The sequence below is a fragment of the Olleya sp. Ti.3.14 genome (assembly GCF_038154885.1).
In the GTDB taxonomy this organism is placed as follows: Bacteria; Bacteroidota; Bacteroidia; order Flavobacteriales; family Flavobacteriaceae; genus Olleya.
The window spans coordinates 743,621-760,765 of record NZ_JBAKAO010000001.1 but is presented as its reverse complement, the minus strand read 5'-3'; the positions used below and the strand labels follow the sequence as shown (position 1 = coordinate 760,765).

Sequence of the window (17,145 nt, the reverse complement as noted above, 5' to 3'; positions counted from 1 at the left end):
AGTTTGCATAAAGTTAAGCAACATAATCTTAAAAAGCTGTTAAGACGTTTATTTTGATGTTAAAATGTCGTATTTTTATACTGCATGAAAAACAAAAATAACAACAGAAAAGGCTTTGTATTTAAACCATACGAAGCACCTTCGCAATCCCCTTTTGAGAAGCTTTTTGATATTTTTAAAGAATTAATTACCCATACTTCTGGAGATTTTGACGAAGCTATAGATTGGCTTCGCGAATTAGATAAAGAATATAAATTAACCACTCCAGAATATTCAATTGACGATTTTATTGAAGATCTTAAAGAAAAAGGTTACATACGCGAAGAAATTAAACCAGACGGAAACAAAGGGAATGCTATTACAGCAAAGACTGAGCGTGCCATTAGGCAATCTGCATTGGATCAAATATTTGGAAACATCAAACGTAGTGGTTCTGGAAACCATAAAAGTAAAGGTGTTGGAATAGGAGATGAGCATACAGGCGATTTTAGAAACTACCAATTTGGCGACAGTTTGGATAAAGTCTCGATGACCGAAAGCTTGCGAAACGCACAAATTAACAACGGAATTGGCGATTTTAATTTAACCGAAGACGATTTAGTGGTCGAAGAAACCACACACAAGTCGCAAATGAGTACGGTTTTAATGATAGACATTAGCCATAGTATGATTTTGTATGGAGAGGACAGGATAACACCTGCTAAAAAAGTAGCGATGGCTTTAGCCGAATTAATTACAACACGCTACCCAAAAGATACCTTGGACATATTAGTTTTTGGTAACGATGCTTGGCCAATAAAAATTAAAGATTTACCCTATTTAAATGTTGGTCCATATCATACAAATACGGTTGCTGGACTACAATTAGCAATGGATTTATTGCGTCGTAAACGTAATACTAATAAGCAAATTTTTATGATAACAGATGGTAAACCAAGTTGCTTGCGTTTGCCTGACGGAACCTATTATAAAGATAGTAATGGTTTAAATCCATACATCACTAATAAATGCTATGCCCAAGCGCAGCAAGCTAGAAAATTGCATATTCCGATCACTACATTTATGATTGCTCAAGATCCTTATCTAATGCAATTTGTAGAAGAATTTACGCATGCCAATCAAGGAAAAGCGTTTTATACAGGATTAAAAGGTTTAGGCGAAATGATTTTTGAGGACTACGAAACAAATAGAAAAAAAAGAATTAAAGGATAATGAAAATAGAAACAATAAAAACTTTAGGCGAATTAAAAAAAGCTGGATATAAAAGCAAGTCTATTAAAGATGAATTAAGAGATAATTTAATTGAAAAAATAAAAAATAAAACAACCGTTTTTGAAGGTGTGCATGGTTACGAAAACACTGTGATTCCAGAGTTAGAACGTGCCATTTTATCACGTCATAATATCAACTTTTTAGGATTACGTGGTCAAGCAAAAACACGTTTAGCACGTTTAATGCTTAATTTGTTAGACGAGTATGTTCCTGTGGTTGAAGGTTCCGAAATTAATGACGATCCTTTACAACCCATTTCACGTTTTGCAACAGAATTAATTGCAGAAAAAGGAGACGACACACCAATTACTTGGATGCATAGAAGCGAGCGTTTTGCCGAAAAATTAGCAACTCCAGATGTTACTGTTGCAGATATTATTGGTGATGTGGATCCAATAAAAGCAGCAAACTTAAAACTAAGTTATGCAGACGACAGAGTAATACATTACGGAATGATTCCACGTGCAAACCGTTGTATATTTGTAATTAATGAATTACCAGATTTACAAGCTAGAATACAAGTCGCTTTATTTAATATTTTACAAGAAGGTGATATACAGATTAGAGGATTTAAATTACGTCTACCTTTAGATATGCAGTTTATTTTTACTGCAAATCCTGAAGATTATACCAATAGAGGAAGCATTGTAACACCTTTAAAAGATAGAATTGGATCGCAAATTTTAACGCATTATCCAACAGATATTGAAACTGCAAAAACCATTACTCAACAAGAAGCAAAATCTGATGGACGCCAAAAAGAAAGTATTCATGTACCAGAATTAGCAAAAGATTTACTAGAACAAATTGTATTTGAAGCACGTGATAGTGATTTTATTGACGAAAAAAGTGGCGTAAGTGCACGTTTAAGTATTACTGCTTTTGAAAACTTATTAAGTACAGCAGAGCTTAGAGGATTAAAAAATGGAGATGATACTACAACCATTAGATTATCTGACTTTTTAGGAATTATTCCAGCTATTACTGGTAAAGTTGAGTTGGTTTATGAAGGTGAACAAGAAGGCGCAGCACAAGTGGCTTATAACTTAATTGGTGAAGCAGTAAAAAGTCTGTTTCCTGAGTTTTTCCCTAAGATTGAAAAATTAAAAAAACAAGAAGATGTAAGTCCTTATGATGACATTGTCTCTTGGTTTTTCAACCATTCTGAAGGTTTTGAGCTATTAGACGGTTTACGTGATAAAGAGTATAAAGCCTTATTAGATGCAGTTACTCCTCTAGATGATTTATTAGCAGAACACCAACCAAAATTAACAAAACAAGAAAGCTATTTTGTAAAAGAGTTTGTGCTTTGGGCATTAGTGGAATATAAACAATTAAGTAAACACAGATTTACTGAAGGGATTCAGTTTAAAGATCCTTATGGTAGTTTTATAAGTGGCTTATAATTTTAAAACTTAAAACAATAAAAAAGCGCATCATTAAAAAATGATGCGCTTTTTTATTTAAACCAGTGTGGTAACCACTTCAATAGCGCTATGTAACGTTTTGTGCACTGGACATTTATCTGCAATTTGAAGAATACGTTGTATTTGTTTGTAATCTAAATTGCCTTTTAGTTTAATCTCTCTATTAAAGGTATCTACTTTAATTTCTTTTTGCTCACCATTTTCAACGATCTGCTTAGCTACTTTAGTATGTGAGGTATGCACTTCAATATTTTGTAAATCCCATCCTTTTCGTTTTACATACATTTGCACAGTCATTGCTGTACAAGCAGATAGTCCTGCAGAAACAAACTCGTAAGGTGAAGGTCCAAAATCATTTCCACCATAACTAACAGGTTCATCAGCCATCATGGTGTGACTTCCAACAGTCATTTGTGTCGTAAAACCATCTTCAGCATCTAAACTAGCAACTGCTTGATGAGTTGTTTTTACTATTTCTGTTTTAGGTATGGTAATATAGCGTTTTGCCCAAGTAGCAATCACACTTCCTACGTAAACAGAATCCTCTTTTTTCATTAATAAATGATCAGCTCCATCAAGCGTTATAAAACTTTTTGGATGTCTTGCTGTTACATAAATTTCTTCTGCATTTTCAATGCCAACAGTGGTATCTTGAGGCGAATGCAGCACTAACAATGCTTTGCGTAAGTTTTTAGCAACCTCTGGAAGCGACTTAGTTTCTATATCTTCTAAAAATTGTTTTTTAATTGTAAATGGTCTTCCGCCAATATTCACATTTGCTTTTCCTGTTGCCTTAATTTCTTCAACACTACTTTGTATTAAATGCTTGACGTGTTTTGGATTAGAAGGTGCTCCAATGGTTGCAACCGCTTTAACAGATTCTATTGTAGAGGCAGCAAATATAACAGCAGCTCCACCTAAGGAATGTCCAATTAATAGAGAAGGAGCAGTATAGTTTTCTTTCAAATAATTTGAAGCACTAATTAAATCGTCTACATTTCCAGAAAAATTGGTGTTTTCAAAATCGCCTTCACTTTCACCTAAACCAGTAAAATCAAAACGTAATACTCCAAAGCCATTTGCTGTTAATTCGCGAGAAATATTTTTTACTGCAGATAAGTTTTTATTACAAGTAAAGCAATGCGCAAATATAGCGAAGTTATGAGGATGTTGATTTATTGGCAGCTCTAAACGACCAACTAATTGTTGACCTTCAGCATTAGTAAAATTTATTTTTTGGATATTCATGGTGTTGCAATTTTATATTAAGTCGAAAAAAAGTGAAACCCTTTCAATATTTAGTCATTACCACGTATCTCTATACTTAATATTTGCTTCGCAAAATTTAATAATCTCTATAATTCTCTTTTCTTTTGTAGCTTCCCGTTTCGCTTGGTTTAGCCAATATAGATAGCTTTTTCTGTAAGAAGGTGCAAAGTTATTATAGTTTTCAAAAGCTTTTGGATTTTCATCAAATGCCAATTGTAATGCGTCTGGAATAATGCCTTTTTCAACTGCATCTAAAGCAGACCAACTTCCGTTTTTCTTGCCAGTTTTTATAATTTCTAAACCTTTTGGATGCATTAAGTCTTCAGCAAGTAAGGCTTTAACGTGTCTTTTGTTAAGTGCGCTCCAAACACTTTTTGGATTACGTTTACAAAAATATTGTCTGCGTTTTCCATCTCCTAAACTTTTAACAGTACTATCGATCCAACCATAACACAAGGCTACTTTTACAGCTTCTTCCCAACGCATACTTTCGTTTTTGTGGTCTACTTTGTAAAAGATGAGGTAGATACCATCAGCGCTGTCGTGATTGATATGTAACCATTCTCGCCATTCAGTGTCAGATTTAAAATAGTACTCGTCAGTAGTCATTTTTAAAGCGCTTTTACATTCACATAAAAATTACTATCCACTTTTATTTTAGCATCTTTAGATTTTAATTTAAGCGTTTGATTGTTTTTTGTAGGTGTAATCCATTGATTAACACCATTGACTTCAATTTGAATTGGCATTATAAAGTCATCAACTATATTAGTCCATTTGTAGTGTAATTTTTTACCTTCAACTTGATATTCAAAAACAGGAATGTTAACAGTGCGTAAATATTGATTGAAAATACCTTTTAAATCCAATCCAGATTCTTCTGCTAAACAGTTTTCAATTTGTTGTGTAGTTACGGTTTGATGATAGAATTTTGAATTTAAAGTACGTAATATTTGTCTCCACTTTTCGTCATCTTTAACCAGTTGACGAATGGTATGAAGCATGTTTGCACCTTTGTAATACATGTCGCCAGAACCTTCATTATTAACATTATAATATCCAATTAAGGGTCTATCATTTTGAATACCTCTTCTTGTGCCAATAACGTACTCTGATGAGGCTTGTTTACCGTAATAATAATCTAAAAATAAGCTTTCAGAATAAGCAGTAAAACTTTCGTGAATCCACATATCTGCAATATCTACATTGGTAATATTGTTAGCAAACCACTCGTGTCCAGCTTCATGAATGATGATAAAATCAAATTTTAAGCCCCAACCTGTTCCGGATAAATCGCTACCCAAATAGCCATTCATATATTTGTTTCCGTAAGTTACAGAACTTTGGTGTTCCATACCTAAATAAGGGACTTCTACCAATTTAAAACTATCTTCGTAAAACGGATAAGGACCAAACCAATGTTCAAAAGCTTTCATCATTTTTGGTGCATCTTTAAAATGGGTTTTTGCTTTTTCAAGGTTGTCTTTTAAGACGTAGTAATTCATGTCTAAATCACCTTTTTCGCCTTTAAAAACTTCAGAAAAGTTAGCATAATCACCAATATTAATATTTACACCATAGTTGTTAATTGGGTTTGCTACATGCCAATTAGTTGTAATTGTTTCATCTTTATTATCAATAATATTTTTAAGTCTTCCGTTAGACACATTCATTAACCCTTTAGGAATTGTAACGCTAATATCCATACTATCGACTTCGTCATACATATGGTCTTTATTAGGCCACCAAACACTTGCGCCAAGTCCTTGACAAGATGAAGCTATGAAATGATTTCCGTTTTTGTCTTTTTTCCAAGAAATTCCGCCATCCCAAGGTGCTCTAACAGCTTCGCGAGGTTTTCCTTCGTAGTATGCAATAATACTATTTGTTTCGCCTATATTTTGTTGATCTTTAAGCGTTACAAAGTGAGCATTTCTATCGTGTTTTATTTCTAGTTCTTTATTGTTTTGAGTCACTTTAGTCAATAGTAATGGTTCTTGCAAATCAATTTGTAAAACTTGGTTTGGTTTTAAAACGGTATACTGAATTGTATTTGTTCCAGAAATTGTTTTCTGTTCTGGATTAACTTTAATATCTAAATGATAATAGGTTAAATCCCACCATTCGCGCTCAGGAGTAATACTACCACGAAGCGTGTCTTGTCTAGTAAAGTTGTTTTTTTCTTGCAGTAAGCCTTGGGCTTTTGTTGATATACAAGGAGAAATTACAAAAAAAAGTATTAGATAGAGTGTGTTTTTCATTACTATAAAAATTTCTTCTAAATTAATGAAAAATAAAAAACCACTTTACTTAAAAGTAGGTTTTAACTAATAATTTTTAAAAAGAATTAATCGTAAATCATTAAAAATTGTTTTTTAATTTTTTATTACTACATTTGTAGTAATAAAACTATACTTGTGGATATAAAACAGTTAAATAAATCAGAACTACAAATAATGAGGTGTTTATGGATTCTTGATAAAGGATTTATGAAAGATATTGTTGAGAAGTTTCCAGAACCAAAACCAGCATATACTACTATTTCTACATTATTAAAACGAATGGTTGATAAGAAGTATATTGGGTTTGAGAGATTAGGAAGAGACAAAGTTTATTTCCCTATTCTTAAAAAGAACGACTATTTTACAAAGCAAGTAAATGGGATGATTCAGCATTTTTTCAACGATTCTAAAGCACAATTTGCATCATTTTTTACTAAAAATGCAGATTTATCGATGAAAGAGTTAGAAGATCTTCAAGCATTATTAAAACAGAAAATGGACCAAAAGAAAGCCAATGATTAGTTATTTTGTATATACCATTATTAGTTTAGGTTGTTCGTATCTAGTTTATGTCGTGTTACTCAGAAAACAAAAGACATTTCAGTTTAATCGTTTCTTTTTAATAGGCTCAATGATTTTATGTTTTGCAGCTCCATTTTTTGAATTTGAATTTCTTGATGCAGTTCCTCGTATTACAGAGATCACTGTCGAAAATTTTGATGAAACTAAAGAAGTAAATCATGATATTGAAAGTTTAGTTTTAAAAGAAACAAAAAGTATTCATTCATCCAACAAAAGTGCACTGTTTTATATTTATTTGGTAATTACACTGTTTTTCGTTTTTAGGTTTTTCAAGAATCTTTTCAAGATATATAAGCATACAAGAATCTGTTATAAACGTTTAGGTAGTCTGAAGTTAATAAAGTGTAACGATTCTGATTTGGTTTCTAGTTTTTTCAACTATATGTTTATAAATGAAAATCATAGATTAACTAACGCTGAATATTTAAGTATACTAAAGCATGAATCAGTACATAGCAAACATTTACATACTATTGATATCATACTATCAGAATTATTTATTTGTGTTTTTTGGTTTAATCCTTTTACTTGGTTATATAAAAAAGTAATACTTCAAAATCATGAGTTTATTGCAGATGAAATTTCCGTTTTATCAGGAATTGATATCGAAAAATATTCCAAAACTATAATTAATTTAGGAAAACAGGATTACCGCATTCCTTTAACTAGCGGATTTAATTTTATTCAAATCAAAAACCGACTTATTATGTTACATCAAAAGAAATCTTCTGTATTAAATCAAGCATTAAAAATTACTTCTGTTATCTTATTATTCGCAGGTATTTTTGTGTTTAGCTCTTATAAAGATTTAAAAAAACCAATTGTAGTTGTTATTGATGCTGGACATGGAGGTAAAGATTCCGGTAATAAAACTGATGTGAAAGAAAAGGAGATTACCTTAGAAATTTCTAATTTATTAGCAAGCTATAGTAATGATAAAATAAAAATTATCCAGACTAGGACGTCAGATGAGTTTATTTCACTTAATCAACGTTCAAAAATAGTAAATAATGCAAATGCAGATTTAATGATTAGCTTACATTGTACGTCAAATAAGGATAATAGTATAAATGGAGTGGAGGCATATTATAAAGATGACAATGACAATAAAGACACCTCTTATAATTATAGTGAGGTTTTAATTGAAAATAAGTTTAATGTTTTTTCAAAATCTCGTGGTATTAAGGTTGCAAATTTTTATCTCCTTAAAAATGTAAACTGTCCAGCAATATTTTTAGAACTAGGTTTTTTATCTAATAAAGAGGATAAAGCTATATTGACTAATACATTTAAAAGAGAGGTTATAGCAAAATCTATTTTTGAAAGTTTAAATAAAATTAGAAGTAGTAAATAAGGAAAATAAAAAAGCTGTTTCATTACAAAACAGCTTTTTAGGGTAATTAAAACTAAAACTTAATTTTTAGAAGCAGTATTTTCCTTCTGCTTTTACTTTTTCTGCAATCTCGATACGTAAATCTACGATATCTGGATAGTTAGCATATTTTGTAAAACGCTTAAGCCCCATTAACATCATACGTTGTTCATCTCCTTCAGCAAAAGAAATAATACTTTCTTTTCCTTTTTCTTCAACGATATCTACAGCATGATATAAATATAATTTAGCCATTGCGATTTGAGCAGATTGCTCTTTTTCGCTAGTACGTTTAACGTTTTTCTCAGTTCTTAAAATCGCAGATTCTGCCATGTAGATTTCAATTAAGATATCTGCAGCTGCAATTAATAATTGTTGGTGATCTTCTAATTGAGGACCATATTTTTGAACAGCACCACCTGCAACCATTAAGAATGTCTTTTTAAGTTTCTTAATCATTTCTTTTTCTTCTGAAAATAACTCAGAGTAATCAGGTGTTTCAAAAGATGGTATTCCCATTAATTCTTCTTGTACTTTAGAAGCAGGACCTAATAAGTCTACATGACCTTTCATTGCCTTTTTAACTAACATACCAACAGCTAACATTCTGTTAATTTCGTTAGTACCTTCATATATACGGGCAATTCTAGCATCTCTCCAAGCTGACTCCATAGGCGTTTCTTCAGAGAATCCCATTCCACCAAAAATTTGGATACCTTCATCTGCACAATTTTGTACATCTTCAGATACTGCAACTTTTAAGATAGAACACTCAATTGCATATTCTTCAACACCTTTAAGTTCTGCTTCTTGATGTGTATTTCCAGCAGCTTCACGCATTGCGATTCTGTCTTCAATATTTTTAGCAGCTCTATAAGTAGCAGATTCACCAGCATAAGCACTTGCAGCCATTTCGGCTAACTTTACTTTGATTGCTCCAAAATCTGCAATAGGAGTTTTAAATTGTTTACGTTCTGTAGCATAATTTACAGCTGTAGATAAGATACGTCTTTGAGAATCTAAACAAGCAGCAGCTAATTTAATACGACCAACGTTAAGTGCATTCATTGCAATTTTGAAACCTTCACCACGTCCAGCTAACATATTTTCAGCAGGAACAACAGTGTCGTTAAAAAATACTTGACGCGTAGAAGAGGCACGAATACCTAATTTGTGTTCTTCTTCACCTAAAGTAATTCCATTTGGATTCTCACCATCATATTCAACGATAAATCCAGTAATGTTTTTATCATCTTCAATACGAGCAAAAACAATCATCACGCTACAGAAACCTGCATTTGAGATCCACATTTTTTGTCCGTTAATTTTGTATGATTTACCATCAGCAGAAAGTTCAGCAGTAGTTTTACCAGAATTAGCATCAGATCCTGCTCCAGGCTCTGTTAAACAGTAAGCTCCAAACCACTCTCCTGAAGCTAATTTTGGTACGTATTTTTGTTTTTGCTCATCAGTACCATAAAGAGTAATTGGCATAGTACCAATACCAGTATGTGCACCAAAAGCAGTACTAAATGATCCAGTTCCAGAAGAAATGTAATCACAAGTTAATACTGTTGAAACAAATCCCATTCCCATTCCGCCAAAAGCTTCAGGTACAGCAACACTTAAAAAGCCCATTTCTCCAGCTTTACGCATAACTTCTTCAGTTAATGCATAATCTTTAGCTTCAAAACGTGCTTTATGAGGTATAATTTCGCGATCATTAAATTCCATTACAGAATCTTTCATCATTGATTGTTCTTCCGAAAAATCTTCAGGAGTAAACACGTCTTCACAATTTGTTTCTTTTACTAAGAATTGACCACCTCTTAAGATGTCTTTTTCTAAATCTGCCATTTTATAGTATTGTATTAAGTTCTTTAATTAATTTAAAAATTCGAATATTCCGCAAGCACCTTGACCTGTTCCAACACACATGGTAACTGCACCATATTTACCTTTCATGTCTTGCTTACGCATTTCGTCAAAAAGTTGTACAGATAATTTTGCTCCTGTACATCCTAATGGGTGACCCAATGCAATTGCACCACCATTAACGTTAATAATATCTGGATTAAGATTTAGTTCTCTAATTACAGCTAAAGATTGCGAAGCAAAAGCTTCATTTAACTCAATTAAAGCTAAATCGTCTTGTTTTAATCCTGCTTGTTTTAAGGCTTTTGGAATTGCTTTTACTGGTCCAATTCCCATAATACGAGGCTCAACACCTGCTGCAGCATAGTTTACCATTCTTGCAATTGGTTCTAAACCTAGCTCTTTAACCATGTCTTCACTCATTACCATTACAAAAGCAGCACCATCACTCATTTGTGACGAGTTACCAGCTGTAACACTTCCTCCAGCAGCAAATACTGCTCTAAGTTTTGCTAAAGCTTCTTTACTTGTTCCTGCACGAGGTCCTTCATCTTTAGTTACTGTGTAAGATTTGGTCGCTTTCTTTCCGTTAGCATCAATGTAAGTTTGTTCCACTTCAATTGGTACAATTTGATCTTGAAAACGATTTTCAGCTTGCGCTCTTAAGGCTTTCATATGCGAATTGAATGCAAATTCATCTTGGTCTTCACGAGATACTTTAAACTGTTTTGCAACAGCTTCTGCAGTATTTCCCATTCCCCAATAATAATCTTCATGACCAGATTTTACGATATCGTAGTTCAATTCTGGTTTAAAACCAGTCATTGGTACGCTACTCATACTTTCTGCTCCACCAGCAATAATACAATCTGCCATTCCAGCTTGTATTTTTGCAGTTGCCATACCAATTGTTTCTACTCCAGAAGAGCAAAAACGGTTTACAGTTACTCCAGGAACATCCACTATGTCTAATCCCATTAAAGAGATTAAACGTGCCATATTTAATCCTTGAGAACCTTCTGGCATTGCGTTACCAACAATTACATCGTCAATACGCTTTGGGTCTAAACCTGGCAATTCCTTCATCATATACTTGATGGTTTCGGCTGCCAATTCATCTGTTCTTTTAAAACGGAACACGCCTTTTGGTGCTTTACCAACTGCGGTTCTATATGCTTTTACTATATATGCTGTTTTCATTTTTCTTAGTTTCTTAAAGGTTTACCTTTTGTTAACATGTGCTGAATACGCTCTAAAGTTTTACGTTCTGTACATAAACTTAAGAAAGCTTCACGCTCTAAATCCAATAAATATTGTTCTGTTACGCGTGTTGGTTCAGATAAATCTCCACCAGCCATTACGTAAGCTAATTTATTAGCGATTTTCATATCGTGTTCAGAAATGTAGTTAGAGTCTTCCATAGAGTCTGTACCTACCATAAACATTCCTAATGCTTGTTTACCTAGAACTAAAACGTCATCTCTTTTTACGGGTTGTGTGTAACCTGAATTAGCCATTAGCATAGCGTGTTGTTTTGCAACTGCTATTTGACGGTCTTTGTTTACAACCACAACATCTTTTCCTTTTTGCAATAAGTTTAAGTCAAAAGCTTCGTAAGCAGAAGTAGATACTTTAGCCATACCAATAGTTAAGAAATGCTCTTGTAAAACGTTTAATTGTACATCGCCTTTATGGAAAAGGTCTTGCGCTCTTAAAGCCATTTCTTTAGAACCACCACCACCAGGAATAACACCAACACCAAACTCTACAAGTCCCATGTAAGTTTCTGCTGCTGCAACTACTTTATCTGCGTGTAATGATAATTCACATCCACCACCTAAGGCCATTCCGTGAGGAGCAGAGATAGTTGGTATAGAAGAATAACGCATACGCATCATAGAATCTTGGAAATATTTGATAGCCATGTTAAGCTCATCATATTCTTGCTCTGCAGCCATCATGAAAATCATTCCGATGTTTGCACCAACAGAAAAGTTTGCAGCTTGGTTACCAACTACTAAACCAGCAAAATCTTTTTCTGCTAAATCAATAGCTTTATTTAATCCAGCTAAAACGTCTCCACCAATAGTGTTCATTTTAGATTGGAATTCTAGGTTAAGGATTCCGTCTCCGATATCTTCGATAACAACACCAGAGTTTTTAAACACTTCGTTTGTTTTTCTAATATTATCAAGGATAATGAAACTGTCTTGACCAGGTATTTTAGTTTGTTTTTTAGACGCAATATCATAAAAGAAAGAAGCTCCTTCTTTTACAGAATAGAAAGATGTGTTACCAGAAGCAACCATATCGTTAACCCAAGCAGCAGGTTCTAAACCTTCCGCTTTCATTAATTCAATTCCTTTTTCTACGCCTATAGCATCCCAAATTTGGAACGGTCCGTGTTCCCAACCAAAACCAGCTTTCATGGCATCATCAATCTTATAAAGCTCGTCTGAAATTTCAGGAATACGATTAGATACGTAAGCAAATAATGCAGTGAAGCTTTTTCTGTAAAACTCACCTGCTTTATCTTTTCCTTTTACTAATACTTTAAAACGGTCAACTACTTTATCAATCGTTTTCGTTAATTCTAAAGTTGCAAATTTTGCACGTTTAGCAGCACGGTATTCTAGTGTGTTTAAGTCAAGAGATAAAATTTCTTTTTTCCCTTCAGCAGACACCGTTTTTTTGTAAAAACCTTGTCCGGTTTTACTTCCTAACCATTTGTTTTCCATCATCGTGTTGATGAAATCTGGTAGTTCAAATAACTCTAAACGTTCGTCTTTAGGACAGTTTTCTCTAATCCCGTTTGCCACGTGAACTAAAGTATCTAAACCTACAACATCAACCGTACGGAAGGTTGCAGATTTTGGGCGACCAATTACTGGTCCTGATAATTTATCTACTTCCTCGATAGTTAAATCTAAATCTTTAACTGCGTGAAATAAACTTTGTATGCTGAAAATACCAACTCTGTTTCCGATAAAAGCAGGAGTATCTTTAGCAACAACAGAAGTTTTTCCTAAGAATTTTTCACCATATTCATTTAAAAACTCTAATACAGAAGGATCTGTATCTGGTCCAGGAATAATTTCGAATAATTTTAAGTAACGTGCTGGGTTAAAAAAGTGTGTACCACAGAAATGCTTTTGGAAATCTTCGCTACGACCTTCATTCATGAATTTTATTGGGATTCCTGAAGTGTTTGAAGTAATTAAAGTTCCTGGCGTTCTGTATTTTTCTAGTTTTTCAAAAACTTGTTGTTTAATGTCAAGTCTTTCTACTACAACTTCCATAATCCAGTCTACATCTGCTACTTTAGCAATATCGTCTTCTAAGTTACCTGTAGTAATACGACTAGCAAAAGCTTGGCTGTAAATAGGAGAGGGTTTAGATTTTAAAGATGCGGTTAAGGCATCATTTACTAATCTGTTTCTTACGACTTTGTCTTCTAAGGTTAATCCTTTAGCTTTTTCTTTGTCGTTTAGTTCTCTAGGAACGATGTCTAATAATAATACATCTACACCAATATTGGCGAAGTGACAAGCAATACCAGATCCCATAATTCCGGAACCAATAATCGCTACTTTTTTAATTCTACGTTTGCTCATATTATTTTAATGTGTGTTCTTTTTGATTGTATATTTTTTTGTTTGAGATCAATTCATTAATTGTATCCGAAACTTCGTAAAAGCTTTTTAATTTTTCATCAGATACGTGTTCTCTAATTGCTTCGTTAAAAACTAAAACACGCTCTTTGGCATCTTTACGTTTTTCTTTACCAAAAGGTGTTAGATAAATTAATACACCACGACCATCATTTGGGTTTGGTCGACGTACTATTAAATCTAATTCTTCCATACGTTTTAGGATTCTGGAAAGACTAGTTGCTTCCATACCCATAATTGGACCTAATGAGGTGGAAGGTGTTCCTTCTTCTTGATCAATACTTAACAAAGTAAAACCAGTAGCCATAGTTGTACCAAATTTAGCAGCTTCTTCGTTGTACATTTTATTAACTGCTAACCAAGTGGTTCTAAGGACGTAATCTATGGTTTTGTCTTTCATATTGTAATCATTATAAATGGTTATCTTTTCAAAGATAGTAAAAATTTATTATGCATGCATAATAAATTTAAAATTAGTGCATAAAAAAAAGCTACCTAAATTTAGATAGCTTTTTTGCAGATAAGATTTATTTTAAAGTATTAATAACCGTAAATATCGTTGTATAATGCTTTATATTTTTCTTTAATTATTTTACGCTTAAGTTTTAAAGTAGGAGTTAAGTGTCCACCTTCTACAGTCCAAGGTTCGGCTGTTAATCTAAATTGTTTAATTTTTTCCCACTTAGCAAATTTAGTGTTTGCTGTGTCTATCTCTTCTTGTATACGAGCTATTACTTCTGGATTAGCAACTAACGCTTCGTTAGTACCTAATGTTTTGTTATGTATTTTGGCCCAATTTCTGATAAATTCAAAATCTGGTTGTATTATCGCTGCTGGCATTTTTTCGCCTTCACCAATAACCATTATTTGATCTATAAATCTAGATTGTTTACATCTGTTTTCTAATAATTGTGGTGCTACATATTTACCACCAGAGGTTTTAAACATTTCCTTTTTACGATCGGTAATTTTTAAAAAGCCTTCGTCGTCAATGACACCTATATCTCCAGTGTGGAAATAGCCATCTTTAATAACTTCGGCAGTTTTGGCTTCGTCTTTATAATATCCCATCATGACCTGAGGTCCTTTTACACAAATTTCTCCGTCTTCGGCAATTTTAACTTCAGTACGATCTAATAATTTGCCGACAGTACCAATTTTAAATCCTCCGTTGCGCATATCATTTACAGATACAACAGGAGAGGTTTCGGTTAATCCATAACCTTCCATAACACCAAATCCTGCAGCATTAAATACACGTGCTAATCTAGGTTGCAAAGCAGCACTACCAGATGCCATTACTTTAACTTCCCCTCCAAGTGCAGCTTTCCATTTGCTAAATATTAATTTATTAGCAAGATTGAGTTTTTGTGTGTACCACCAACCATTTTCGTCATAGGGCTTGTATTGTAGTCCAACGTCTACAGCCCAGAAAAATAATTTTTTCTTAATTCCTGTTAACTCAGCGCCTTTAGCAATAATTTTGTCATATACTTTTTCTAGTAATCTAGGTACAGCAGTCATTACTTGTGGTTTAACCTCTTGTGCGTATTCGCTTATTTGGTCAATAGGAGCGTAGTGTATTGAGGCACCACAGTATTGGTATAAATATATAAGCATGCGCTCATATACGTGGCATAATGGTAAAAAACTTAAGGCTTTAGCTGTTCCTAATCCGATAGGTATTCTTTTAAAACTTTCTAAAGCATTGCTAACTAAATTATCGTGTGATAGCATTACACCTTTAGGTTTTCCAGTAGTTCCGGAAGTATATATTAAAGTAGCTAGGTCACTAGCTTTTACATTATCTTTTAACTTTTCAACTTCATTTTGGTTAGATTGGTCTTTTCCTAACTCTAACACTTCGTTCCAATTTTTGCAATTTTCTAACTGATCAAAGCAATAAACTTCTATTAACGATGGTACTTCTGCTTTTATTTTTATGACTTTATCATAAACGTCTTGACACGATATAAAACAATATTTAGCTTCTGCATGATTTAAAACGTATGCATAATCCTCTTCGGATATTGTAGGATAAACAGGGACATTTTGTGCACCAAGTTGTAAAATACCAATATCCATTATATTCCATTCTGTACGATTGGTAGAGGATATTACTGCTATTTTATCGTTTTTTGCAACACCTAATCTTAGTAGACCTCTACTAATTGTATTTGCTTGTTCTAAGTATTTTTTTGTAGAAATTGATACCCATTTACCATCATATTTTGTTGATAATGAATTTTCAAGATTGTATTTTTCAAGTTGATAGTATGGGAAATCGAAGAGTCTAGTTATTTCTATCATTAGTTTATTTGCGAAGTTGTTAAGAGTTGCAAAGTATGAAATTTTATTTCCATTTCAAATAGCAGTAAAAAAAAGGAGCTGTAATTAAACAGCTCCTATGCTAACTGATTGATAGCGTGAATATATGCTTTTTTGATTTTTATTTAATAACTAACTATTTTTAAATGAATCCCTTAACTTTCATTTAAATTAAATAAAACACATAAATTCGAAGCTAAATTATGTAAAATCTTTTGTTTAAATGATGTAAAAAATCGTAAAAATTAGAGTTTTAAATAATTATTTAAGAAAATATTCTCAGATTTGAAGTAATCTGAGGGCTTTTGGTTCATAAATAATTTAAAGTCTTTAGTAAAATGCGACAGGTCATAATAAGCATAATACTCTATTAATTGTGTTATTGATGCTTTTTTAGATTCATATTGCCTCATTAAACTTAAAAATTTATAAAGTTTTATAAATTTTAAAGGTGTTAATCCTATGGTTTTTTTAAACTGTACTTCTAGATGTTTTTGCGAAATTGGAAATATTTTAAGAAGTTCTTCTACATTAATTTTACCTTCCTTTTTGTATATCACCTTAATAGCTTCGTCCACTAATTTTGTGTTTTTACTTTCGTAAATTTGAAGCTTTGATAGTTGGCTTTCAATACGTTGTGCTAATGCTGTTCCGTGGAGATTTTCTTTAAAAACAGGATGTAATAACTCATATAATTTAGTATCTATTTTAGATAGGCTAATATGTTTATCTGTTAATTTAGAAATATCTGTTTTTAAAATTTTGTATAGTGCAGTTGGATGCAAATTAATCCCAAAATTAAAATAGGGGTTTTGTGCCTTCATCGTGTAAGATTTATAGGATTGCCCAAATACAACGATTCCTTTATTCTTATAAATTTTATTTCTTACGCCTGTTTCTAGTGGTGATTTTGATTTAAAAAATAATATATGCGATTGTGCAGTTGGTATAACTTTAGAAACTAAAGGTATACTGGTTTGCTCAACAGTAAGCTCAAAAAAGTTTTGTACCAACTGGTTAGTGTTGGTACATTCTATATATCTAAAATTCATTAATAGCTTTATGTT

13 protein-coding genes are annotated in these 17,145 nt (G+C 32.6%); 4 read left to right on the top strand and 9 right to left on the bottom strand.

Translation table 11 applies throughout. From position 1 onward, the window contains the following. The first annotated feature begins 84 nt into the window (after positions 1-84). Together V6251_RS03525 and V6251_RS03520 are read left to right on the top strand one after the other, a co-directional pair. Entirely contained in the window at positions 85-1,212 is a 1,128-nt protein-coding gene (locus tag V6251_RS03525; RefSeq protein ID WP_145002207.1) for a vWA domain-containing protein, read from the top strand. Next, positions 1,212-2,678, top strand: a complete 1,467-nt coding sequence (locus V6251_RS03520; RefSeq protein ID WP_341587058.1) for a magnesium chelatase — start codon at positions 1,212-1,214, stop codon at positions 2,676-2,678. The genes V6251_RS03525 and V6251_RS03520 overlap by 1 nt, the downstream gene beginning before the upstream one ends. Positions 2,679-2,735: 57 nt before the next feature. On the opposite strand, the gene V6251_RS03515 is transcribed toward V6251_RS03520, so the two are convergent. Genes V6251_RS03515 through V6251_RS03505 form a run of 3 tightly spaced genes read right to left on the bottom strand, consistent with a single transcriptional unit; the run spans position 2,736 to position 6,229 of the window. Next, positions 2,736-3,947, bottom strand: a complete 1,212-nt coding sequence (locus V6251_RS03515) for a bifunctional alpha/beta hydrolase/OsmC family protein (RefSeq protein ID WP_341587057.1) — start codon at positions 3,945-3,947, stop codon at positions 2,736-2,738. A 57-nt stretch (positions 3,948-4,004) separates the two neighbouring features. Continuing rightward, complete coding sequence (locus V6251_RS03510) at positions 4,005-4,577, bottom strand: YdeI/OmpD-associated family protein (protein ID WP_341587056.1); 573 nt, start codon at positions 4,575-4,577, stop codon at positions 4,005-4,007. A 2-nt stretch (positions 4,578-4,579) separates the two neighbouring features. After that, positions 4,580-6,229 carry a M1 family metallopeptidase gene (locus V6251_RS03505; RefSeq protein ID WP_341587055.1) on the bottom strand — a complete coding sequence of 550 codons (1,650 nt, stop codon included), beginning with the start codon at positions 6,227-6,229 and terminating at the stop codon, positions 4,580-4,582. 156 nt (positions 6,230-6,385) lie between these two features. Between V6251_RS03505 and V6251_RS03500 the strand changes: the two genes are divergently transcribed. Together V6251_RS03500 and V6251_RS03495 are read left to right on the top strand one after the other, a co-directional pair. Then, positions 6,386-6,772 carry a BlaI/MecI/CopY family transcriptional regulator gene (locus V6251_RS03500; RefSeq protein WP_145002197.1) on the top strand — a complete coding sequence of 129 codons (387 nt, stop codon included), beginning with the start codon at positions 6,386-6,388 and terminating at the stop codon, positions 6,770-6,772. Further along, positions 6,765-8,186 carry a M56/M15 family metallopeptidase gene (locus tag V6251_RS03495; RefSeq protein ID WP_341587054.1) on the top strand — a complete coding sequence of 474 codons (1,422 nt, stop codon included), beginning with the start codon at positions 6,765-6,767 and terminating at the stop codon, positions 8,184-8,186. Before V6251_RS03500 ends, V6251_RS03495 begins: the two co-directional genes overlap by 8 nt. A gap of 66 nt (positions 8,187-8,252) precedes the next feature. Here V6251_RS03495 and V6251_RS03490 read toward each other — a convergent pair whose 3' ends face one another. The 6 genes from V6251_RS03490 to V6251_RS03465 form a co-directional block, all read right to left on the bottom strand. Continuing rightward, on the bottom strand, positions 8,253-10,061 hold the full coding sequence (locus tag V6251_RS03490) for an acyl-CoA dehydrogenase family protein (RefSeq protein WP_341587053.1): 1,809 nt from the start codon (positions 10,059-10,061) through the stop codon (positions 8,253-8,255). A gap of 27 nt (positions 10,062-10,088) precedes the next feature. Further along, positions 10,089-11,279, bottom strand: coding sequence for an acetyl-CoA C-acyltransferase (locus V6251_RS03485; protein WP_341587052.1), 1,191 nt, complete (start codon positions 11,277-11,279; stop codon positions 10,089-10,091). Between the two features lie 5 nt (positions 11,280-11,284). After that, positions 11,285-13,693 (bottom strand): 3-hydroxyacyl-CoA dehydrogenase NAD-binding domain-containing protein, encoded by a 2,409-nt coding sequence (locus V6251_RS03480; RefSeq protein ID WP_341587051.1) that lies wholly within the window; start codon positions 13,691-13,693, stop codon positions 11,285-11,287. Between the two features lies 1 nt (position 13,694). After that, a complete protein-coding gene (locus V6251_RS03475; protein ID WP_145002185.1) occupies positions 13,695-14,150 on the bottom strand; it encodes a MarR family winged helix-turn-helix transcriptional regulator in 456 nt (151 codons plus the stop codon). A gap of 140 nt (positions 14,151-14,290) precedes the next feature. Then, positions 14,291-16,060 (bottom strand): AMP-dependent synthetase/ligase, encoded by a 1,770-nt coding sequence (locus V6251_RS03470; protein ID WP_341587050.1) that lies wholly within the window; start codon positions 16,058-16,060, stop codon positions 14,291-14,293. 263 nt (positions 16,061-16,323) lie between these two features. Next, a complete protein-coding gene (locus V6251_RS03465) occupies positions 16,324-17,130 on the bottom strand; it encodes a helix-turn-helix domain-containing protein (protein ID WP_341587049.1) in 807 nt (268 codons plus the stop codon). Positions 17,131-17,145: the final 15 nt, after the last annotated feature.